22 protein-coding genes, 1 pseudogene and 1 other annotated feature are annotated in these 21,068 nt (G+C 51.5%); of the genes and pseudogenes, 5 read left to right on the forward strand and 18 right to left on the reverse strand.

Features of this window, described 5'->3' with window-relative positions; genetic code table 11:
- Positions 1 to 34 precede the first annotated feature (34 nt).
- The 14 genes and pseudogenes from B9T62_RS20150 to B9T62_RS20210 form a co-directional block, all read right to left on the reverse strand.
- Positions 35 to 214: a DUF2768 family protein gene (locus B9T62_RS20150; RefSeq protein WP_087916934.1), complete on the reverse strand. Its 180-nt coding sequence runs from the start codon at positions 212 to 214 to the stop codon at positions 35 to 37.
- 145 nt (positions 215 to 359) lie between these two features.
- Positions 360 to 635: a stage VI sporulation protein F gene (locus B9T62_RS20155; protein ID WP_087916935.1), complete on the reverse strand. Its 276-nt coding sequence runs from the start codon at positions 633 to 635 to the stop codon at positions 360 to 362.
- 66 nt (positions 636 to 701) lie between these two features.
- Positions 702 to 1,742: an NAD(P)H-dependent glycerol-3-phosphate dehydrogenase gene (locus tag B9T62_RS20160; RefSeq protein WP_087916936.1), complete on the reverse strand. Its 1,041-nt coding sequence runs from the start codon at positions 1,740 to 1,742 to the stop codon at positions 702 to 704.
- Positions 1,735 to 2,352 (reverse strand): glycerol-3-phosphate 1-O-acyltransferase PlsY, encoded by a 618-nt coding sequence (plsY, locus tag B9T62_RS20165; RefSeq protein ID WP_087916937.1) that lies wholly within the window; start codon positions 2,350 to 2,352, stop codon positions 1,735 to 1,737. The genes B9T62_RS20160 and plsY overlap by 8 nt, the downstream gene beginning before the upstream one ends.
- A 12-nt stretch (positions 2,353 to 2,364) precedes the next feature.
- Positions 2,365 to 3,690: a ribosome biogenesis GTPase Der gene (der, locus tag B9T62_RS20170; RefSeq protein WP_087916938.1), complete on the reverse strand. Its 1,326-nt coding sequence runs from the start codon at positions 3,688 to 3,690 to the stop codon at positions 2,365 to 2,367.
- 157 nt (positions 3,691 to 3,847) lie between these two features.
- Positions 3,848 to 5,179, reverse strand: a complete 1,332-nt coding sequence (gene rpsA / locus B9T62_RS20175; protein WP_169834412.1) for a 30S ribosomal protein S1 — start codon at positions 5,177 to 5,179, stop codon at positions 3,848 to 3,850.
- Positions 5,180 to 5,310: 131 nt separating this feature from the next.
- Positions 5,311 to 5,898 carry a lysophospholipid acyltransferase family protein gene (locus B9T62_RS20180; protein WP_087916939.1) on the reverse strand — a complete coding sequence of 196 codons (588 nt, stop codon included), beginning with the start codon at positions 5,896 to 5,898 and terminating at the stop codon, positions 5,311 to 5,313.
- Positions 5,895 to 6,605 carry a (d)CMP kinase gene (cmk, locus tag B9T62_RS20185; RefSeq protein ID WP_087916940.1) on the reverse strand — a complete coding sequence of 237 codons (711 nt, stop codon included), beginning with the start codon at positions 6,603 to 6,605 and terminating at the stop codon, positions 5,895 to 5,897. Before cmk ends, B9T62_RS20180 begins: the two co-directional genes overlap by 4 nt.
- A gap of 277 nt (positions 6,606 to 6,882) precedes the next feature.
- Positions 6,883 to 7,536 carry a flagellar brake protein gene (locus B9T62_RS20190; protein WP_211296335.1) on the reverse strand — a complete coding sequence of 218 codons (654 nt, stop codon included), beginning with the start codon at positions 7,534 to 7,536 and terminating at the stop codon, positions 6,883 to 6,885.
- Positions 7,537 to 7,680: 144 nt separating this feature from the next.
- A pseudogene (ypeB, locus tag B9T62_RS20195) lies at positions 7,681 to 9,041 on the reverse strand (germination protein YpeB).
- Between the two features lie 100 nt (positions 9,042 to 9,141).
- Positions 9,142 to 9,288, reverse strand: coding sequence for a hypothetical protein (locus tag B9T62_RS40025; RefSeq protein ID WP_169834413.1), 147 nt, complete (start codon positions 9,286 to 9,288; stop codon positions 9,142 to 9,144).
- Positions 9,289 to 9,362: 74 nt separating this feature from the next.
- Positions 9,363 to 10,058 carry a glutamic-type intramembrane protease PrsW gene (prsW, locus tag B9T62_RS20200; RefSeq protein ID WP_087916942.1) on the reverse strand — a complete coding sequence of 232 codons (696 nt, stop codon included), beginning with the start codon at positions 10,056 to 10,058 and terminating at the stop codon, positions 9,363 to 9,365.
- 98 nt (positions 10,059 to 10,156) lie between these two features.
- Positions 10,157 to 10,771, reverse strand: a complete 615-nt coding sequence (locus B9T62_RS20205) for a genetic competence negative regulator (RefSeq protein ID WP_087916943.1) — start codon at positions 10,769 to 10,771, stop codon at positions 10,157 to 10,159.
- A 213-nt stretch (positions 10,772 to 10,984) separates the two neighbouring features.
- Positions 10,985 to 11,356 carry a hypothetical protein gene (locus B9T62_RS20210; RefSeq protein ID WP_087916944.1) on the reverse strand — a complete coding sequence of 124 codons (372 nt, stop codon included), beginning with the start codon at positions 11,354 to 11,356 and terminating at the stop codon, positions 10,985 to 10,987.
- Between the two features lie 85 nt (positions 11,357 to 11,441).
- On the opposite strand from B9T62_RS20210, the gene B9T62_RS20215 reads away from it, so the two are divergent.
- Positions 11,442 to 12,359 (forward strand): polysaccharide deacetylase family protein, encoded by a 918-nt coding sequence (locus tag B9T62_RS20215; RefSeq protein WP_342746083.1) that lies wholly within the window; start codon positions 11,442 to 11,444, stop codon positions 12,357 to 12,359.
- Between the two features lie 127 nt (positions 12,360 to 12,486).
- On the opposite strand, the gene B9T62_RS20220 is transcribed toward B9T62_RS20215, so the two are convergent.
- From B9T62_RS20220 to B9T62_RS20230, 3 genes are read right to left on the reverse strand one after another with little or no spacing between them, the layout of a single operon-like run.
- Positions 12,487 to 13,320: a metallophosphoesterase gene (locus B9T62_RS20220; RefSeq protein ID WP_087916945.1), complete on the reverse strand. Its 834-nt coding sequence runs from the start codon at positions 13,318 to 13,320 to the stop codon at positions 12,487 to 12,489.
- Positions 13,314 to 13,688 carry a hypothetical protein gene (locus B9T62_RS20225; RefSeq protein ID WP_087916946.1) on the reverse strand — a complete coding sequence of 125 codons (375 nt, stop codon included), beginning with the start codon at positions 13,686 to 13,688 and terminating at the stop codon, positions 13,314 to 13,316. The genes B9T62_RS20220 and B9T62_RS20225 overlap by 7 nt, the downstream gene beginning before the upstream one ends.
- Entirely contained in the window at positions 13,685 to 14,278 is a 594-nt protein-coding gene (locus B9T62_RS20230; protein WP_087920339.1) for a CPBP family glutamic-type intramembrane protease, read from the reverse strand. Before B9T62_RS20230 ends, B9T62_RS20225 begins: the two co-directional genes overlap by 4 nt.
- 106 nt (positions 14,279 to 14,384) lie before the next feature.
- Here B9T62_RS20230 and B9T62_RS20235 point away from each other — a divergent pair, with 106 nt between their 5' ends.
- Together B9T62_RS20235 and serA are read left to right on the forward strand one after the other, a co-directional pair.
- Positions 14,385 to 15,290 carry a hypothetical protein gene (locus B9T62_RS20235; RefSeq protein ID WP_087916947.1) on the forward strand — a complete coding sequence of 302 codons (906 nt, stop codon included), beginning with the start codon at positions 14,385 to 14,387 and terminating at the stop codon, positions 15,288 to 15,290.
- A gap of 110 nt (positions 15,291 to 15,400) precedes the next feature.
- Positions 15,401 to 15,626 (forward strand) — a binding site (T-box leader).
- A gap of 233 nt (positions 15,627 to 15,859) precedes the next feature.
- Positions 15,860 to 17,452 carry a phosphoglycerate dehydrogenase gene (serA, locus tag B9T62_RS20240; RefSeq protein ID WP_087916948.1) on the forward strand — a complete coding sequence of 531 codons (1,593 nt, stop codon included), beginning with the start codon at positions 15,860 to 15,862 and terminating at the stop codon, positions 17,450 to 17,452.
- 114 nt (positions 17,453 to 17,566) lie between these two features.
- Here serA and B9T62_RS20245 read toward each other — a convergent pair whose 3' ends face one another.
- The gene (locus B9T62_RS20245; RefSeq protein WP_245863932.1) at positions 17,567 to 18,427 is read right to left on the reverse strand and encodes an SDR family NAD(P)-dependent oxidoreductase; all 861 of its coding nucleotides are present in this window, start codon (positions 18,425 to 18,427) and stop codon (positions 17,567 to 17,569) included.
- A gap of 146 nt (positions 18,428 to 18,573) precedes the next feature.
- Between B9T62_RS20245 and B9T62_RS20250 the strand changes: the two genes are divergently transcribed.
- A complete protein-coding gene (locus tag B9T62_RS20250; RefSeq protein WP_087916949.1) occupies positions 18,574 to 19,542 on the forward strand; it encodes a helix-turn-helix transcriptional regulator in 969 nt (322 codons plus the stop codon).
- Positions 19,543 to 19,655: 113 nt separating this feature from the next.
- A complete protein-coding gene (locus B9T62_RS20255) occupies positions 19,656 to 20,906 on the forward strand; it encodes a methyl-accepting chemotaxis protein (RefSeq protein ID WP_087916950.1) in 1,251 nt (416 codons plus the stop codon).
- Positions 20,907 to 21,068 lie beyond the last annotated feature (162 nt).

Below are 21,068 nucleotides of genomic sequence, written 5' to 3' on the forward strand. Positions count from 1 at the left end.
CTGGATTAGGCTGAACTATATGCTCTGTAACTGCTTACATAATAGAGGCCGCCCCGCCCAGCAAACCGATCAGCATGATAATAAAAGCTACGACAGACAGCACCCCTCTGAGCAGACCCTTCGTTCTGCTGCGGGCAAAGGTAATCAGGAACACCGACAACCCCATCACAAGAATTGCAATCAGGGACAGCCACATCTTAGCCATCGGATCCATGGTCAAACCTCCTAGAGAGCTGTAATTTATAGGGCTTATTATACCATGAATTATGGGCAGATCACGCACAAAAAGAGCAAAAACCCATGGAATCCGCCGGATTCCATGGGCCATGCCCTTCACATGCCACCTGCGCGTGGCAGAACTATTTTTTCAGCATCATTTTCATTAATGACTCTATCGTGCCTGCGCCTGCGCCGCCTTTTTTGACGGCATTGACGATCTCCTGCACGGTAGCTTCGCTGACCGGTACTTTAGCCATTGATGACACCTGTTTAATCAACTGGCGGAGCTGGGCCTCGTTCTGTGTGGTTCCCGGCTTGACCGTTCCGGCCAGCTTTTTGATGGCGCCTTCGGAAATGTTCTTCCCTGTTTTTTTGTTGATTGCATTCAGTGCGTCCTTGGAAAAATCTCTGCTCATTCTCATCCCTCCTCCGTAAGTCCCCAAACTCAGCATATGAGGATTTACGGAAAAAGGTGACCGGGATCAGGAATGCCACTGCTCCCAGGTTTCCTGAGAGATATTCTCCATCTCCGTCTTGCGGTCCCGGCCCATCAAGGCTTCCACCGCGCTGCGCGGGGTTCGGCCCTTGAAGAGCACATGGTAGATCTGGTCGGTTATTGGCATCTGCACACCAAGCTTCAGCGAGATGGCATATGCCGCTTCCGTCGTGCGGATACCCTCTACTACCATGCCCATCGACTCCAGCACCTCCGGCAGCGGTTTGCCTTGTCCCAGCAGGGAGCCTGCGCGCCAGTTGCGGCTGTGCTGGCTGGTTGCGGTTACGACAAGGTCGCCGATTCCGGCCAGTCCGGCGAAGGTTAAAGGATTGGCGCCAAGCTCCACGCCAACCCTGGAGATTTCAGCCAGCCCACGGGTAAGCAGCGCCGCCTTGGCATTGTCTCCGAAGCCAAGGCCATCGGAGAGTCCTGCACCAAGGGCAATAATATTCTTCAGCGCGCCGGCCAGTTCCACCCCTACCTGATCCCGGTTCGTGTAGACACGGAAATCATTGTTGATAAATAGCTCCTGAGCTGCAGCCGCCAGCTTATCCTCCGGCGAAGCCACTACTACGGTTGTTGGACACAGGCGTACAACCTCCTCCGCATGGCTGGGACCGGAGAGCACGACAACCTGCCCTTCACGACAGCCCAGCTCCTCGGAAATCACGGTGGACATGCGCTTCATCGTTTCGGTTTCGAAACCCTTGGTGGCATGAATACAGAGCATATCATCCTTCCAGAAGGGCTTCAGGCTGCGGGCCACCTGCCGCATGGCAGAAGAAGGGGCCACAATTACAACGGCTTTGGAGCCGTCTACAGCCGTTTCCATGTCAGTAGTAGCGAATAGATTGGCAGGCAGCTTAATACCCGGCAAATAATGTTCATTGGTATGTAAAGCATTGATTTCAGCCGCCTGCTCAGAGTTGCGCGTCCATAGCTGCACTTCTGCATGGTTAGCCGCGAGCACACTGGCCAATGCGGTTCCCCAGCTGCCTGCGACAAGTACAGTGACCTTATCAGACAACACGTTCTCCCCCTTTGGCTTTGGAGCCGAGCTTGTTCTCCCGGCCTTCCACAATCTTCACAATATTGCTGCGGTGCCGCCAGAAGGCGAATACCGCAATAATAAGGCTGGCCCAGAGCACCGGCGCCGCAAAGCCTGTAAGCAGCAGTGCTACCGGAGTCAGCGCCACAAAAATTAAGGAACCGAGCGACACATAACGGGTGAATACGATAGACAGGATGGCGATGACACCAGCAAGCAGTGCAGGCCATAAGCAGAGAGTAGCCATCACTCCGATGGTTGTGGCAATGCCCTTCCCGCCGCGGAAATGAAAATAAAGCGGCCAATTATGCCCGATAATGGCGGCAATTCCGCAGAGCGCCGCAGGCCAGCTGTCCCAGCCGCCCACCAAGGTGCCCAGCCAGACGGCCGCGACCCCCTTCAGGACATCCAGGACAAGGACCAGTACAGCTGGCCCCTTGCCCAGAACGCGCAGTGTATTGGTAGCGCCTGCATTGCCGCTTCCATATTGGCGGATATCAATTCCCTTAAACAGCCTGGCAAACAGCATACTGAAGCTGACCGAGCCCAGCAAATAGCTTACAACTATAACCAGAACTTCAAGCGCCACACTACTTCTCCCCTAACTTTCGTTTTCGGATTTACGCCGTGTAAAGAGGCGGATAGGTGTTCCTTCGAAATTAAACGCCGCACGGATCTTGTTCTCCAGATAACGTTCATAGGAGAAATGCATCAGAGACGGGTCATTGACAAAAACGACAATGGTCGGCGGTTTAACCGCAACCTGGGTTACGTAGTTAATACGCAGACGGCGGCCTTTATCCGTCGGCGGAGGATTGATTGCAATCGCATCGGACACCACATCGTTGACCAGATGGGTTGTAATCCGCAGCGCATGCTGCTGTGAGACATGCTGAACAACCGGCAGCAACTTCTGCAGACGCTGTTTGGTCAATGCCGAGAGGAAGACCACCGGAGCATAGCTCATAAAGAGGAAATGATCCCGTACCTTAGTCTCAAAATTCTGCATCGTCTTGTCATCCTTCTCGACGGCATCCCATTTGTTCACCACAAAGATAGATGCTTTGCCCGCTTCATGGGCGTAACCGGCGATATGCTTATCCTGATCGATAATGCCTTCCTCACCGTTGATCACAACCAGCACCACATCGGCACGTTCGATTGCCCGCATGGCCCGCATGACGCTGTATTTCTCGATGTTCTCGTACACCTTGCCGCGTTTGCGCATACCTGCAGTATCAATCAGTACATACCGCTGGCCATCCCGTTCAAAAGGAGTATCTATCGCGTCCCGCGTAGTTCCGGCGACTTCGCTGACAATTACGCGTTCTTCGCCCAGAATCGCGTTTACCAGCGACGATTTACCTACATTCGGACGGCCGATCAGAGCCACACGAATCACATCTTCATCATATTCATCATCCGTCTTCTCGGGCAGACGCTCAACGACCGCATCAAGCATATCGCCAAGCCCTGTGCCATGGCTTCCCGAAATTCCGAACGGTTCACCGAAGCCTAGACTGTAGAATTCATAAATGTCATCCGAACGTCTCATGTTGTCCACCTTATTGATGGCTAGTACAATAGGCTTACCTGAACGGAACAGCAGTTGTGCGACTTCTTCGTCCGAGTTCGTCAGTCCGCTCTTCGCGTCACACATAAAGATGATGACATCCGCTTCTTCAATCGCCAGCTCCGCCTGAATACGGATTGATTTCAGAATTGCATCCTCACCGTCAATCTCAATACCTCCGGTATCAATTACACTAAAGGACTTACCGTTCCAGTCCGAAATTCCGTAAATCCGGTCACGTGTAATTCCCGGCTTATCCTCAACAATGGCCAATCTGTCGCCAATCAGCCGATTAAAGATCGTCGATTTCCCGACGTTAGGCCTGCCGACAATTGCCACAACGGGTCTTGCCATATTCCATTCCTCCTGTCTTTCTTACGCTACTCATCATAGCAAAAAAAATTAAACTTAGCTAACCATCCATAGCTTTTTAAAACACAATCGGCGAACCCTCGATCACGAGGGTTCGCCGATTACTTTACCCGTATAACTTCAAAGTTTCAGAAAGGGATTAGTTGTTTCCCTTGAACTTATCCAACTTGTCGCCGAAACGTTCAGCCAGCGTGAAGCTGAGGCCTTCGTTGCTAAGCGATACGTTAGGGTTGTTCAGCACTTCTTTAGGTGCTCTGTCTCTGTTGTTGCTGCTTCTTTCAGGTCTGGCCGAAGGAGCCGGAGCTTCTTCAGTTTCCTTGATGCTCAGGCTGACACGTTTCTCGGACGGGTTGAAGTCCAAGACTTTAACCTGCACTTCTTGACCTTCTTTAAGCACTTCATGAGGAGTTGCGATGTGCTTGTGGGAGATCTGGGAGATGTGCACGAGGCCTTCTACACCAGGAAGCAGTTCAACGAATGCGCCGAAGTTGACCAGACGTTTAACTTCGCCTGTTACTACATCGCCAATGTTGATCTTGCCGGAAGCGGAATCCCAAGGACCTGGAGCAGCCGCTTTGATGCTGAGGCTGATTTTGCCCTTCTCAGGGTCAACCTTCAATACTTTAACACGAACCTTGTCACCTTCGGAGACCACATCGGATGGTTTCTCCACATGGTTCCAAGCGATTTCGGAGACATGCACCAATCCGTCCACTCCGCCAACATCAACGAATGCGCCGAATTGAGTCAGACGTTGCACAGTACCTTCGATAATCTGTCCTTCGGAGAGCTCGGCCATAATCTTCAGCTTGTTAGCTTCGAATTCTTCTTCGAGCACTTCTTTAGCGGACAGGATTACTTTGCTGTTCTCACGGTCAAGTTCTTTCACCTTAACACGCAGGGTACGGCCTTTGTAATCACTGAAGTCTTCTACGAAATGACGCTCAACCATGGACGCAGGGATAAATCCGCGCGCGCCAACATCAGCTACCAGACCGCCTTTGACTACATCGGCAACGGTAACTTCGAAAGCTTCCTGGGAAGCAAAATACTTCTCCAGATCTTCCCATGATTTCTCGCTGTCAACGGCACGTTTGGAAAGAACCAGGCTTTCCTTGTTGTCGTTGATGCTAACCACTTTGCATTCCACTTCTTGTCCTACTTCCACCGCGGAAGCCGCGTTGTCCAGTTGTACGGAGGACAGCTCGCGGATCGGAATCACACCGTCGTATTTATATCCAATGCTTACATAAGCCTGGTTATCTTCAATTTTGACGATTGTTCCTTTCACGGTATCGCCTTTTTTCAAAGTCATGATTTCCAGATCAGCCTGGTTCGTCACTTCTTCTTCGTTACCGGCAACGGCTTCTTCTGCAGCTGGCACAGTGGCTTCCACAGTTTCCGTTGCTTCTACGGTTTCGTTATTCTCAACGTTATCCGCAGCTTCCTGATTTCTAGTTTCCTCAGACATGTGATTACCCTCCTCGATTCAAAACCCCATTTATTTAAACCCGCGCATAGCAGAGTTCAAAACAATCCATAACTCTAAATAAAAGCATGTGTAATTTCATAATAGTATGTTCTAACAGCCTACCGCTACTTCTAGCTCGCACTTGGCTTGCCGGTAGCGATCATCTCGCGGATGCGTCCCATGATAACATCGGTGACGGCCTCCAAAGAGTCACTGCCTGCGCCTTCGAACGCGCTGAGATCGACGGGAGCGCCGTAAACAACAGTCATTCGGCGGAAGGGCTTGTACTGACCGATAATAGCAGCCGGTATAACGGCAGCGCCGCTGCGCAATGCGAAGCTCGCTGCACCCTTCTTGGCAACGCCGGCATCAGAATTCCTGGTGCCTTCCGGGAAAATACCCATGACATTGCCGCCGCGGAGCGTATTAAGAGCCGTCTTAATGGATTCTTTGCTTACGCCTCCACGCTTCACAGGAAAAGCGCCCACTTTCTTGATGAGCCAGCCCAGAACAGGAACCTTGAACAGCTCCGCCTTGGCCATGTACTTTACCTGGCGGTCCAGCTTAATCCCAATGGTCATGGGATCCAGCAGACTTAAATGGTTGGCGCACAGCAGCACCCCGCCCTCCTTCGGCACATTCTCTTTGCCCACGATATTCAGCGGGTAAACAATGGCATAAATCAAGCGAAGCAAACCCCGGCAAATTACATAAATCATAAATGATTTCTCTCCTCGTCCACATGAGTTCTGCAATGGGACACAATGGCCTCCACAACCTGATTGATATCCATAAACGTCGTATCCAGAAGAATGGCATCTTCGGCACGGCGCAGCGGAGAAATCTCCCGCCCTTCATCCAGACGGTCCCGCTCTGCGATATCATGTTCAAGCTGCTGAAGCGTAACCTGTTCCGCATCTCTCAGCTCATTGTAACGGCGGAGAGCCCGTTCCTCAACACTTGCCGTCATGAAAATCTTCACTTCGGCATCCGGCAGCACGGTCGTACCGATATCGCGGCCATCCATCACCACGCCTTTGCGGAGCGCCATTTCGCGCTGCAGATCGCTCAGTCTGGTTCTGACACCCTTCAGTTTCGAATACTGCGACACCTGGCCGCTGACCTGTAGACTGCGGATATGCGGAGTAATATCTTCCCCATTGATCAGCACCTTCTGCACATCCTGTTCAGGAATAAGCTCAATCATGAGGTCGCGGACAACCTGGTCCACTTGCTCCTCATCCAGATAGGAAATTCCTTTCCGAATCATATACCAGGTTATGGCCCGGTACATGGCTCCGGTATCGACATAGATGTAAGACAGCTTCCGGGCGACCAAGCGGGCTACTGTGCTCTTACCTGCCCCGGCAGGTCCGTCGATGGCGACGTTAAATCTCTCGTAAGTATGTGTACCCTGCCTATCCAACGGGGCATTACCTCCTCAAACACTCTTCATCAATCGGGAAGCCTGCCCACCGAAACACAGTGGCTGGTTCCTGCAATATCAGTAAGCACACACAAATTGTGTATGCTTACTGATATTATCAAGAAAAAAGCAGGCATTGCCTGCGACTTATAAAATTATACCACAGAATACGCTTCAGTGCAAAACAGCATAGACTGTTCACACGGTAAGAAGAAACGGTTTCGCCGTCCTCTGTAAGAGGCGGCATCCATTTCTGCGAGAAATAGAAGGAAAAATATCAGCGGTTGCGGAAATCAAACTGGCGCTCGAAGCAGAAGCGGATAATTTTCTGGCGCTCCGAATCGGAAATAGCGGCAAATTTCAGCATCACCAGATTGCGCCCGTTCTCCAGTGTCTTGATGCGGACGATTTCACCTTCGAAATTGACATGCTCCGTGCTCCCGTTGCGATAGGGCAGCAGCACCCAGCAGAACAGCTTACAGCCAACTTCAAGCTTTACTTTGCCATCTGTCAGAAACGAGGTTCCGCCGCCGCCGATGTCGTCGGTACGAACCAGGAAACGGTTTCCTAGCTTGTCTCTGACCGCCAGCTCCAGTTCAGCATTCACACGGAAGAAGCTTCGTCTCTGGATCTTGAAGATCGATTCGGCAGCAGGCTTGTTGACACGCACCATGCGAATTACATCTTCCTTGAACCCCAGCACATGCGTGTTGAAATAATTCTTGATCCCACCTTCCGTAATGAAATATACAGAAAGCTCATCCCCTATGAACAGCTTTTTGAGTCGACCATTGCTCTCTTGTATTGGAACTTCAATCCAAAAAGCTTCGTCCTCGTTCTCCGCAATTCTTGATTTATATTCCACTTCTGCCTCAGCGTCGTCGCTAGACGCAACCTGTATGTATAGATACTCATTGATTTTGGGATACAAAGATGTCACCGCCAGCTCGTATAGTGATTATGCTAACATTGATTATAGCATGGCGTTTTATAAGCGGGCGAGAAAAATTTCCCTTGCCTTGCAATAAAAAAGCAGAGAACACCCTTAATTGGCGCTCCCTGCTTCGCACTTCGATTATTTCTTATCCTTTCCCCCGGTAGAAGTCCTGATCTCCTCCACCGCTTCCTCATGCCCATCCTCGGCATTCAGATAAATCCGGTACTGGGACCCGTTGATAGTTCCGCCGTATTCATAGGTCAGCACTTCTGCAGCATCCTCATTCTCAATCCAGGCAAGCCGTTGATACAGAATTTTGAGCTTCGGATTGAGGAATTTCTCTGCCTGCGCGGAGGTTAGCGCCGGTTTCGGCAGCTCCCGGTTGTCCTTATGCTGGCGGACGTAATCGCTGGCCTGAAAGCCGGTAGGCTCCCCGGTGTCCAGACCGACTCGAAGCGTCATTTTCTCGGGATAGATCAGCACACCGTCCTGGCTTGTCACAAAAGTGAGATTGCCCATATTATCGAACCGGTCTGCATTGACGGCCGTCATGTTGGGATATCCTTTCTGCTTCAGGAATTCCTGTGACTTCGCTACCGCCTGTTCCATGGATACTTTGGCCGGCCCCACCTCGCGGCTGTCGCTGTAAGAGATCAGCAGCCCGCCTTCTCTGGTGAAATCCATACTGAGCGCCGGCTTGTTCTTAGCGCCGCTGACTGTCGCCGTATACGAAGCCCATTCGGTGCCTTTGCCGTTTTCCTTGATCTCAATGCGGGCTTCCGGGCCGGCTTCCGCGAATTTGCGGGCTTTGCGCTTCACATCCTCGGCAGTTACCGGAGTGCCCCCAGCTTCTTGACCGAACGCTTGTCATAAATACTGGCGACGGATGGGCCCCAATCCAGCTCTGGATAGGCTGCTACACGCTTGTCCACCGTTTTAAAGCCGTCGATAATAGTGTTGTCCTCCGCCTTCTCTTCTGTAGCCAGCGCTGTCTCCACATCCATCCAACGCAGCCGATTGCTGATTACCTTGTTCTGAACATCCTGCAGATCCTTCGAGATTTCACCCGAGTCCTTATAAAGGGTCATCAGATTGGCCATTTCGGCCTCGGACAGCGGCTGCTTGTTGAAATCGCGGACAGCAGCCTTATAAGAGAAATTCGCGATCTTGGAGAGGAATTCTTCCGTCTCACTAAATGGCAGCAGGGTCAGCGGCAGCTGGTTAATCTCATTCTGCGCTTCACTGGTCAGGCGCCACACATTCACCAGCCCCTTGCGGTGCATTCCGCTGGCTGCGGTATGCACCGCAAGCGTATTTCCCAGTTCCCCGTGCAGCCGCTCCACATGGTACGACAAGTCGTGGAAGGCCCGCTGGTACTGGTTCTCGGCCTTGATCAGAATCGAATTTTTCTCCTGATTCTCCTGATAACCCCAAACCAGCGCTCCAATCAGCAGCAAGGTGGCAAGCGGGAACATGATCGCACTTAATCTTTTGTACATAGGGCAACAAATCTCCTTTCGGTAGCTAATTGCCGTTAGTTTGACAATAACCAGGAAGACTTATGCACTGGGTTGCCCTGTAAATCTTGCTCGCAGGTCGTCAGTAGCGTTCTTCGATCTCAAATCCGCTGCTGCTATTGCACAGGCATTGCTTGAATCCGGTCTGGATTACACCCTGCTCCTTGCTGCCTCTCAATATGTAGGTTTCACCGCACTGCTTGCAAATAATTCGAATCTTAACACGCAAAAAAGACACCCTCTCTCCTCTCTGGAATTCCTGCATGCGGAACTACCCTTCGGATATAAGTGTGTCCATTTGGATTAGAGGTTAACCTCTTCCTCACGTTTCAAGAAACGGAACGGCGAGCGGCTGTTGGCCCTGGCCACCTTGCCCATGCCCCCGTACCACAGCAGCGCCATCAACGGAACGATGAACCAAATCCAGTAAATCGTCATGGTCGAGAGGATGAAATCATAGATTCCGTGCCACAGCAGCGGCAGCAGCAGGGAAAGAGCAAGCGTTCTCCTGGTCTTGGCACCCTTGGAGAACTTAGCTCGGCCCATATGGTAACCCATGATGACTCCAAACATGGCGTGTCCCGAAACGGGAAGCAGTGCTCTGACAAACATCGTGCCGATAGAAGCTTGACTGTACCAGGCATACATTACATTCTCTATGGTTGCGAAGCCGAGCGAAATCGCTACGGCATATAGTATTCCATCATAAGGCTCGTCAAATTCAGTATGGTTGTAAACCATATGGTACAGCACAAACCACTTCAGACACTCCTCGACACCAGCCGAAATCAGAAACGATTCTACATAAGGACCGCCTTCCAGGCCAAGCATCAGACCTCTCTGAATAATCATTACAGGAAAAACAATCAGCAGGCCCAGCAGGAACACCTTCATAACCATATGAAGCGGCTCCTGGTCATACTTGTCTTTCAGATAAAAGAAGGTCAGCAGAGCAAGTCCCGGCGCCACTGCCGACGAAATAACCGATAACAAAAGCACCGAAAAACCTCCCTATGCCGCTAAGACACTTTCATCTCAATCTGTAATGCAAACAGCAGGGCCGAACAGCGGTTCAAGCCTGCCAGCCCTGCCATTCCTTATTCCTGACGTTTAAAGTGCGTGCACAGCAGTTCTATGGCGTTCTCCGCCATGACTGTCTTACCGTACTCTTCCAGCACAGCTTCCGTAACTGGCGAGGAATCCCCGAATTCCGCAAGCACACCGACTAGTCCGGACAATGCGCCCTCTTCAAACTCCTTCGGATCGAAGTATAGATACCACTTATCATTATAAGAATACAGTTTCCCCAAGGAAGTAATATTGCCGATGAGCACATGGGCCGCTTCAATCAAAACCTCAAAATCGCGGAATGCATATACAATGGAGTCGCTTTGTTCAAGAGTAACTTCCATTTCATAAATCTCTTCTGGCAATTCTTCTTCTCCTGAAGCGCCGTATTGATGGTGATCATATTTCCCTCGGGTCACAATAACGACCATGCCTTGCGCGGGCAATGCGAACACTTCCACAGCCAATGGACCTGTAGCATCAAAGCCAAGCTCACTGTAAGCCTGGTCCATCATTTCTGTGAAGAGGTCGTGCACCTTGGGAACCTCCTGCCACATATCTTCCTTCTGGATGCCCCGCTCGCTCAGGTCGTCAAAAGTGAGGAAAATCCGTATCTTATCTTGACTTAATCGCTCTATTCTCATGACAGGATCCTCCTTTTGCAAGCTCATTTATTATAATGTATGATGAGTCCTGAGTAATGAGCCAAAAATGGTTACTATGTATGTATGTTATCATTTTGCCGCCGTAAATGCACGCAAATAAATATCCAATTGGAAACCACATGAATTTCAATAAAAAGAATCATTTTGCGGACAGTTACACCCCCAAAATGATTCTGCTGCAACCCTTTGCGTTTACAATCCAGGTATGGACGTATGTGTTTCCTTGAGAATCTGCTCCACTTCGTTTTTCACATCAGGGTTGCTGCGGATGAAATCCTTCAGCATACTGAGGTTGGACTCCTTCGATTTCAGCAGTGTTTCATCTTTGTGCCCGTTATCCACGGCATGAGACTTTTTGCTGTGGGTATCCTCTCCCGAAGATGCTGTGCTGCCGAATCCGGTCATGGCCATGCCCATAATCTTGTCCTTGGCTTTATCTGCTGCGGAGCCCATCGAGCCTCCGGATTGTCCCAGCGAGGACATCATGTTGCCGCGTTTCTTGGACATCATCATGCTGGCTGCGGCACCTAATACCACTCCGCATAGAAATGACGAAGTATTCATATTTCTAACCTCCTTGTATGGTAAAATCATGTCTAGTGTTCTCTGAAAGATTCCGGCTCATACAATCTAATCACAGGAAAGAGAGATGAAAAAAGTGGGTAAAATGACATCTGTGCTGCTGCTCGCTACCCTCTTGCTGTCTGCTTGCAGCAACAGTGGAGATGCGAACAACAGTCAGGCGCAGGAAGCGGATAACCAGTCCACTGCGACTGCCACACCAATGATTGAGGCTACAGCGGCTCCGCAGAGCGCTGCTCCTGCAGCTACACAAGCCCCTGCCGCATCGCTTGCGCCACAGGCAACAGCGCAGGCAACAGCGCAGGCACAGGAAGCCGTAGCGGCTGCCAATGAGGAAGTTCCGCTGCTGTACCATATGAACAAGAATTATGATATTGTCCCCAATGAAGAAGGCACCAATAAGAAGGTCGTTCTGCTGACCTTTGATGACGGTCCCAAGGATGCGGCCATGATCAATCCGCTGATGGATATTCTGGACAAGCACAAGGCGAAAGCGATTTTTTTTGTCAACGGCTACCGGGTCAAGGAGCATCCTGAGCTGTTGAAACTGATCCATGAGCGCGGCGGCATTCTTGGCAATCACAGCTGGGATCATATTGTGCTGAAGGATAAATCCTACGCCGAAGTGAAGAAGCAGATCGAGGATGTGCAGACGATCGTTAAGGAAGTCACAGGTGAAGCCCCCAACTTCTTCCGGCCGCCGCACGGCGCTGGCGGAGATGTCGGCAAGAAAGTGGCAGCCGAGAACAATATGCTCTATATGAATTGGTCTGTTGGATCCCTGGACTGGGAAATGAAAGAAACGGACAGCAACAAAACGGAGAAGCTGATCAGCAATGTGACCGACCAGCTGCATTCCGGCAGTAACATCCTGATGCATGAGCTGCAGTGGACAGTGGACGGGCTGGACCAACTGCTGACCACGCTCGAAGGCAAAGGCTACAGCTTCGTAGATCCGCGCAGCATTGAGTTGAAGATGCGTTAAACATTGCAGTGAAGTTCATAATAAAGTGAAGTTCATGTCAAAGAGGTATCCTCCGCATCTGCGGCCGGATACCTCTTTTTGGCATTCATTATCATAAACTGCCTTACGCACACACCCGGTGCCCTATTCAGTCCTGTGGACAACGTAGCGTAAGGACATGCATTTCGGCCGGACTGCCCCAGCGCAGCGGGAGATGCGCGGTACCGAAGCCGCGGCTGATCAGCAGCTGCGCTCTGGCACCGGCAGCACCGACCTGTGGCCATTCATACCAGCCTGCATTATAGGTACGGTAGAAGTTGTCCACATGACCGTGGCCGATAAAGGGCAGGACCACCTGCCCTCCGTGCGTATGCCCGGCCAGGATCAGATTGGCAGGCTGTGGCCCGCGCTCTGACAGCCACAACGGATCATGGACCAGAATAATCCGGCAGCTGCCTTCACTGCCTGGCGGAAGCGGCGGCAATGGAGCGTAGCCCTTCTTCCCCCCTGTGGCGGGGAAGTCTACCCCGGTCAGCCACAGCTGCCCACCGCCGTGCTCAATTACTGTGTTCCGGTCCCGCAGCAGCACTGCTCCGCTGCTGTGGATTATATCATCGACCTTGCCAATATCGGCGCGGTAATCATGATTGCCGTGGACTGCATAAGTAGGAGCAATGGAGGTAACCAGTTTCATATTCATTCTTAGACGTTCAAGTGGACTGTTCCTCTCCGTGAGATCGCCGCCGAGAAATACGGCATCCACATGTCCAAGGGAAGACAGCATGGCGGCCGGAAGAGTACGGCGGTGAATATCGGATATAAACAGGATGCGAAATCCGTCCAAGGCTTCAGGCAGCGAATACAGAACTATTTCCTCGGCAATAATCTGTTTGCCGAAGGCTTCCGCCACCATTACTGCACCGATTACAACTGCGGCAAGCAGCAGAACGAATCCGGCCATGAGCAGCAGGCCCGTCACCATAAATCCTTCAGATCCGGCGCCCCGATCAGCCCCCAGTAGAGTAAAAAGAGCAGCAGCACCACAAACAGGGCAATCAGGGAATTTACAAATATTTTGCTAAAACGGAAACGGTCTGTATTATAGGTTTTGGTGCGGGACGGCACATTCTCCCCTTCGCTTACTGTGCTGCCCGCCTGTTTTTGTGCGGCGTCAAGACGGACTTTGCGTGATAAGCCCGCAGAAGCGGTTGCCCGCCGCGACGGCTGGGCCGGAGCCTGCTGCTTCGTCACGGCAGTCTGCGCGGCTACTTTTTTTTCTTTGACAGCTGGTGGCGTTTGGCGATTATACTGTTTCTGGCGGGATTTGACCCGGCTTAGCTGCTCACTCATGACTGCCTCCGGTAACGGATCACAAGGCCCGAGAATAGATCGATGAAGAAATGGCACAGAATCGGGGCCCAGAGAGTACCGGATATAATGTAAATATAACCCAGGCCATAGCTGCTCAGGAACACCCAGCCTGTCGGGACGAAATGACGCAGGTAGCGGACGTGAATTACGGCAAATAAAATGCTGGTCCAATAAGGTCCAAACGCATATTGTATAGCTCCGCGGAAGAGCAGCTCCTCACATACCGCCACCAGTGCGGCAATAAACACTATATGCCAGACCGGCCGATTGCCGAATAACAGCTCGTTGATGCCGCCGTCATCCATGCTGTCTTCCGGTATTACATAGGTTAATAAAAAGTCCACAATCAGCATAACGCCTGCCAAACCAAGCCCCCACGCCACAAATTGTACGTTTTCAGGGAAATTTAATACGTGAAACGGATTTCTTTTCTGAAATAAAATCCATATCAAGCCGATAATTAAGGTAAGCCCTTGTGTAATATAAAGATTCAGAAGTAGCAGACGGTCTGTAAGCTGCGCAGGGTCTACCTTTTTTATTTTTATCTCGCCAAATTTGAATTTTTTCATCTTAACCTGCCTGTTCTTGGATTGTTTTCCGGGCGGCCTTTGTGTCTTGCCCTGAGTTGCCGCATTATACATAACGATCATTTCCCCAGACAAAGGAGCACTTATTATGAACAGCCGTACCTCCCGCACTCAAATGTTATACTCGCTTGGTTTTATTTTCTTTCTGATTTCCGCATTTGCCGCTTTTTTTACGGGGGTCAAAGTGGGTGCGGATAAAACTGAAGCCAAATATGAATTGCTGGACACCACAGGCGGGCCCGTGGAATTCTCGGGTTCCTATCAGCAGCAGGATCTTGTTACGTTCTATCATAACGTATTTTTGCCTTACCGGGAATTCAAGCGCAACTGGAACCTGGAGGTAGACAAGCTCTCCCGCAGCACAGACGCCCGCGAGAATGGAGCAACCCTTAAGAACCTCGGCATCCTGGCTGACAAACAGCATGCCAAGGTCAATCAAGACTCCATCTTCACCAATTCACCGCTGCTGCATCAATCCCAGATTAATATTCTGAAGAGCCTGACCCTGTTTTCCCAGGCCACGGCAAAGGTATCAGCGGGTGCTGCAGGTGCAGAAACGGCCAAGCTGCTTAAGAACGATCCATTTACCGCCGGTGCCGTCAAGTTCGGCTTGCTGGCCCAGAAGGATTATTATGATTCCATGCTGAAATGGGGCGCCAAGGCGGGCAAGAATATTCCGGCTGAAGCCTCGGTCACCACTACGCTGTCTTTTGTCCAGTGGAAGAAGATGCCTCTGCTGCTCAAGAATGCGACCATTGCCGACATGATGCTGAACCGTGGCATCTATGAAGGGTATGACCCTCAGGATGTGACCGCCAAGATTGACGATATGATCTATTCCGGCACGGCCAGCTCCCTGAAGCTGACGAACGTCCAGGCCTCCGTGACCCTGATTACTTCCACAGGAGCGGTTCAGGAGCAGGATTTCATTAAATGGCGTGAGCAATATTATGGCAAGGAAACGATGCCCCAGCTGCCGTTCTTCTATGAGTAGAATCAGTTATTGCATCATAACCAAAATTACCGGCCACTTCAAGGCGAACCATTCCAAAAGGCTATTGACACACTCTAGCATCGCATGTTACATTATGAAAAATTAATCAAGCAAAACCGATGAAGGAACAAAGAACCTGCAAGCCTTCAGAGAGCCGGTGGTTGGTGCAAACCGGTGGCCTTTCAGCCTTCTTTAGCGCTCCCGAGATATTGTATCGAACTCATGAGTAGGTACAATCGGATCACTCCGTTACCAGTGTGGCCTTTGCAGGCCAATGAGGCTGTTATTGAAGTAGCAGCGAATTAGGGTGGTACCACGACAACTTTCGTCCCTTACTACGGCAGTAGTATGGGGTCGGAAGTTTTTTTGTGTCCGGAAATGGCGTCACTGCCTGTCTCAGGACCCGCCTGCCGGCCGGTTTGCAGTATTCCTGCAGCCCGATTCTTTTATACGACACCGCGTTGCCCCGTTATTCGAGTCTGTTGTTGTGTACATTCGGTACTGTGGACCGCCCCTTCGGGGCATCCTCGATATATTATGCTTTCTAACTTTAAGGGGGACAAGAAACCATGTTTAAAGTATTAGTATCGGATCCAATCAGCGATTTGGGCATTCAGAAATTGATGGACGCAAGCGATGTGACTGTTGACAAAAAAACAGGTCTCAGCGAAGACGAGCTTATTGCAATCATCGGCGAATATGACGGCCTGCTCGTACGCAGCCAGACCACGGTTACCGAGAAGATTATTGCAGCCGGCAAAAACCTGAAGGTTATCGGACGCGCAGGTGTTGGCGTCGACAATATCAAGCTGGAGGCGGCAACCCAGCGCGGCGTTGTTGTCATTAACGCTCCGGACGGTAACACCATTACAACCTGTGAGCATGCTTTTGCCATGATGATGGCTCTGGCACGCCATATACCGCAGGCTTATGCCAAGACCATTGGTGGTGTATGGGATAAGAAGTCCTTCCTCGGCGTCGAGCTGCGCGGCAAGACCCTGGGCGTGCTTGGCATGGGACGGATCGGCAGCGAAGTTGCGAAGCGGGCTAAGGCTTTTGGGATGGATATTCTCGCCTACGACCCCTTCCTGACCGTTGACCGCGCTGAGAAGCTGGAGGTGAAGCTGGCCTCAGTTGACGATATCGTCCGTGGTGCGGATTTCATCACTGTGCATACACCGCTTACTCCGGAAACACGCCATATGATCTCCCGCCCGCAATTCGAAGTGATGAAAAAAGGCATGCGCATCATCAACTGTGCCCGTGGCGGCGTAATTGACGAAATGGCCCTTGTGGAAGCCATTGACAGCGGCATCGTGGCCGGAGCTGCCTTTGACGTATTCGAGAAGGAACCGCCAGCGGCCGACCACCCGTTCCTGTCCCATCCCAAAATCATCGTGACCCCGCATCTGGGCGCATCGACCGTGGAAGCGCAGGAGAATGTAGCGATCGACGTATCTGAGCAGGTGCTGCATATTCTGCGCAACGAACCATTCATCAACGCGGTCAACATTCCGCCGGTAGCCCCAAGCGTAATGAACAAGCTGCAGCCTTACTTCAATCTGGGCCAGAAGCTGGGCAGCTTCGCCACCCAGCTTACAGACGGAGCGATCCGTGAGATTCATGTAGAATACGCAGGTGACCTGTCTGACGTGGACACTCAGCCGCTTACCCGCTATATCGTTAAGGGCGTGCTTTCGCGCTATTTTGCAGATGATGTCAATATCGTCAACTCGATGCACTTGGCCAAAACCCGTGACGTCAACGTAGTTGTGACCAAAGCCTCCAAAACCAAAGGCTTCACCAACCTGATTACCGTTACTCTGAAGGCTGATCTGGATGAAGAGCGTCTGGTTGCCGGAACCCTGCTGCAGGGCTACGGCGAGCGTATTGTACAGGTCAACAAGTTCCCGGTCGATATCGCACCGGAAGGCCATCAGATCGTGGTATCACACAATGATAAGCCGGGTATCATCGGACTGGTGGGTACGCTGCTTGGAGAGAACGATGTCAACATCGCATCGATGCAGGTAGGACGCAAAATTGTCGGCGGTGCGGCAATCATGCTGCTGACGGTTGACAAGGCTGTGCCACAGGCCGTACTGGTCAAGCTGGCCGGCTTGCCGCAGATCAACACTGCGGAAGAGATCATTCTGCTGTAAGGTTGCTCAAGAAGACATATAAATTCTTATATTTTCAAATAGAACAGGCCCTCCCCATTTCACTTCTTGGGGAGGGCCTGTTCTCTATACTGGCAGTTACACCGAAGGCAGCTGCTACTCAGGCAGCTCAAACACAGGCACCAGGCGGCCATCGGTATCTGTGAAGCCATATTCCGCTGCCAGCTTGCCAACCTGCTGAGGCAAGCCGCTTTTGTCAATAACACCAGGATCAGCGGCAAGTGCGGCTACGGCCCGTCCGATATAAGCAGTCGATTCACTGTCCTTCAGCGCCTCTACCTCCTGCCAGTGACGCTCATCACTCTGCATGCTGTCCAGCACCAGCTCTGTGCGCATCCAGCCAGGCGAAAGCGGAATGACGGCAATTCCATCGGCTCTCAGCTCACGGGACAGGCCGTACGCCATGCGCACCAGCGCGTTTTTGGCAAGATCATAGTAGAAATTGCCTACATATCTATCACGGTCCCAGAAGGTCGTATGGATAATCAGCCCCCCGCCTTCAGTACGCCGCATGAGCGGAATCGCATAATAATTGGTCATCACTTGCGCCCGGACTCCGGAGTCAAACATGTTGTCCCAATGCCTGACAGGCTGCTCCCAGAACGGCTTGTTCTCAATCGGCAGCGCGTTGCCTCCCCATACATTATTAACCAGAATATCGAGCCTGCCTTGCTCTGCATCGATCCGGGCAAGCGCCGCTTCCGTCTCCTTGTCACGGGTGTGATCACAACGAATCGACGCTCCCGCTCCTCCATACCGTTCAATTTCCTCCAGCACCTCTTCCAGAGTACCCGGGCCTGCTGATGGTTCATCCATGCTTGCCGTACTGCTTCTGCCTGTAATGTAGACATAAGCCCCCGCCTGGGCCAGCTCCAGGGCAATTCCCCGGCCCGCTCCTCTGCTGCCGCCTGTGACAAGCGCTACTCTGCCCTGCAAGGGCTTGGACTGCATCTCCATCGTCACTCCACTCCTCACTGATTATCATACTAAGAACGCAGTTGAACTACCTGCTCCTAAAGTTTATCCTTTATATATGTCATCCATTGACATATTAATAAGATAGGCTTAAATAAATCAATTCTTATGAAGGAGGGCTTGGAAACATGAGAGCCGACCGTCTGTTGTCCATCCTGCTCCAGCTGCAGAACCGCGGCAAAATGACTTCGCGGGAGCTGGCCCAAACGTTGGAGGTCTCGGAACGGACCATCTTCCGCGATATGGAGGCCTTAAGCGCAGCCGGAATCCCTGTGCTGGCGGAGCGGGGCCGCGAAGGGGGCTGGAAGCTCACTGAAGGCTACCGCACCTCCCTGACCGGCATGAAGCCTCGCGAGGCCGCATCGCTGCTGCTGGCCTCCAATTCCGCTGTCTTAAGCGACCTGGGTATTGCAGAGGATTATACCTCCGCAATCCGCAAGCTGGAGGCAGCCGCTCCGAAGCAGCCTGACGGCCAGGGAAGTGATATGACCCAGCGGATCTATATTGATACGGACGGCTGGCATCCATCGGATGAGGCCTATCCATACCTTTCCATCCTGCAGCAGGCGCTAGGGGAGAACCGCACAGTACAAATGGACTATACACGCAGCGGCGAGACCCGGGAACGACTCGTCAACCCGCTCGGACTGGTGTCGAAACGCGGGGTCTGGTACGTCGTGGCCGAATATGAAGGCGAGCTGCGGACCTTCCGTGTCTCCAGAATCAGCCATGCTGAGCTGACAGGCCAACCCTTCATCCGACCGGAAGACTTCGATCTTATGGCCTATTGGGCCCAATCTACACTCGCCTTCAAACAAGCCTTACCCCGTTATCCCGCCAGCCTGCTGGTGAAAGAAACGGTACTGAAGGAGCTGCAGCGGGAACGTTATGTTTCGGTATTCGCCAGTGAGCCTTCCTCTCAGCCTGGCTGGCTGAAGGTTGAGACCGAATTCAACACCCCCGAGTCGGCTTGCCGGATTCTGCTTTCTTTTGGCGCGAATATCCGGGTGTGTGCTCCAGCAGAGCTGCGTGAACAGATTCTTGTTATCTTGCAAGAGTCGATCTGTGGATATTTAGACATACAATGTTCTAATTAAGTGCCTTTCCTCGCCAAAACAGGATTTATGTCAGTTCTTACAATAGACCAAAGACCCATGAATCCCCTATAATATTACAATACACATATAACTAATGAGGGGGATATTTTCCTATGAGCTGGATGAACAACCTTCCGCTGAAACAAAGGATTGTTGCCGGATGTTACCTGGTCGCCGCGTTATTTGCTATACCTGTTCTGATTACGTTTATTCTTATGGGCAAAATTGTCATTGGTATCATTCTGGTTGCACTGTTGGCCGTGTTAACTTACCCTCTTTCGCGCTTTATTGAGAGAACGCTTACATCTTCCTTTGATGACATCTCCAACGTGACGCACAGCATCTCCAAAGGAGATTTCACCAGCAGAGCCGACGAGTCCGGTTCAATGGGCGACATCAGTCGCTCCTTCAATATGATGATTGACAAGCTGAAGAAAATCCTGACCGAGGCTTCACAGATCACCCGCCAGGTTATGGATGCCAGCCAGGGCATCGAGGACAAGAATCATAGTCTGAAGGTGGTTATGGCGCAGGTGGCCTCTTCTTCCAATGAGCTGGCGCTTGGAGCCAATGAAATCTCCACAGATATCGCCGATATGACGGAATCGATCAAGGATATTGAAACCAAGGTTTCCAATTATACAAGCTCCACCAAAGAAATGAACAAACGCTCGGTACATACGCTGGAACTTGTCGAAAAAGGCCGCCAGTCTATGGATACCCAAGCCGAGGGGATGCGCAAGAACATCCAGGCTACCCAGAAGGTCGCAGATACGATTGAGGCTCTCTCCCAGAATGCACGCGGGATTACAATGATCACCAAGACAATCACTGAAATTGCCGAGCAGACCAACCTGCTGTCATTGAATGCTTCGATTGAGGCCGCACGGGCCGGAGAGCATGGACGCGGTTTCGCCGTCGTAGCCCAGGAGGTCCGCAAGCTAGCCGAAGAGTCGACCGCTTCCACCAAGGAAGTATTCGGACTGGTGCGCAGCATTGAAACGGATATCAAGCAGGCCATTGACCATATCGCAATTAACGAAGAGGTCGTACAGGTTCAGAATGAAATGATTACCGAAACGGCCCATATCTTCGCCCAAATTGTGCAGAGTGTACAGTACATAAGCGAGCAGATTGCTTCCTTCTCTGCGGAGAGTGATGTTATGCTGGAGAGTGCGCTGAAGATCTCCAGCGCCATCGAGAATATCTCGGCGATTACCGAGCAGACTGCGGCTGGTACCGAGGAGGTATCGGCTGCCATGAATGAGCAGATCCATGCCCTGCAATCCGTAGCCGATGAGACGGAGAAGATGACCCAAGCCGTGTTCAATCTGCAGAAAACGATTCATGTCTTCAAATTCTAAAGGGTAGATCGGCATTACAGACAAGGCTGCCGCTTAAGCTTCTGGCTTAGGCGGCAGCCCTTTTTATTTGTCAAAATAAGCCTTAAAAAGATATAATTCTACTTTATTCGTCATTTTACGAGTTTATTCTGCAGAAATAATTGACAAAACGACAACCGCTTA

The organism is Paenibacillus donghaensis (assembly GCF_002192415.1).
Classification (GTDB): Bacteria; Bacillota; Bacilli; order Paenibacillales; family Paenibacillaceae; genus Paenibacillus_AQ; species Paenibacillus_AQ donghaensis.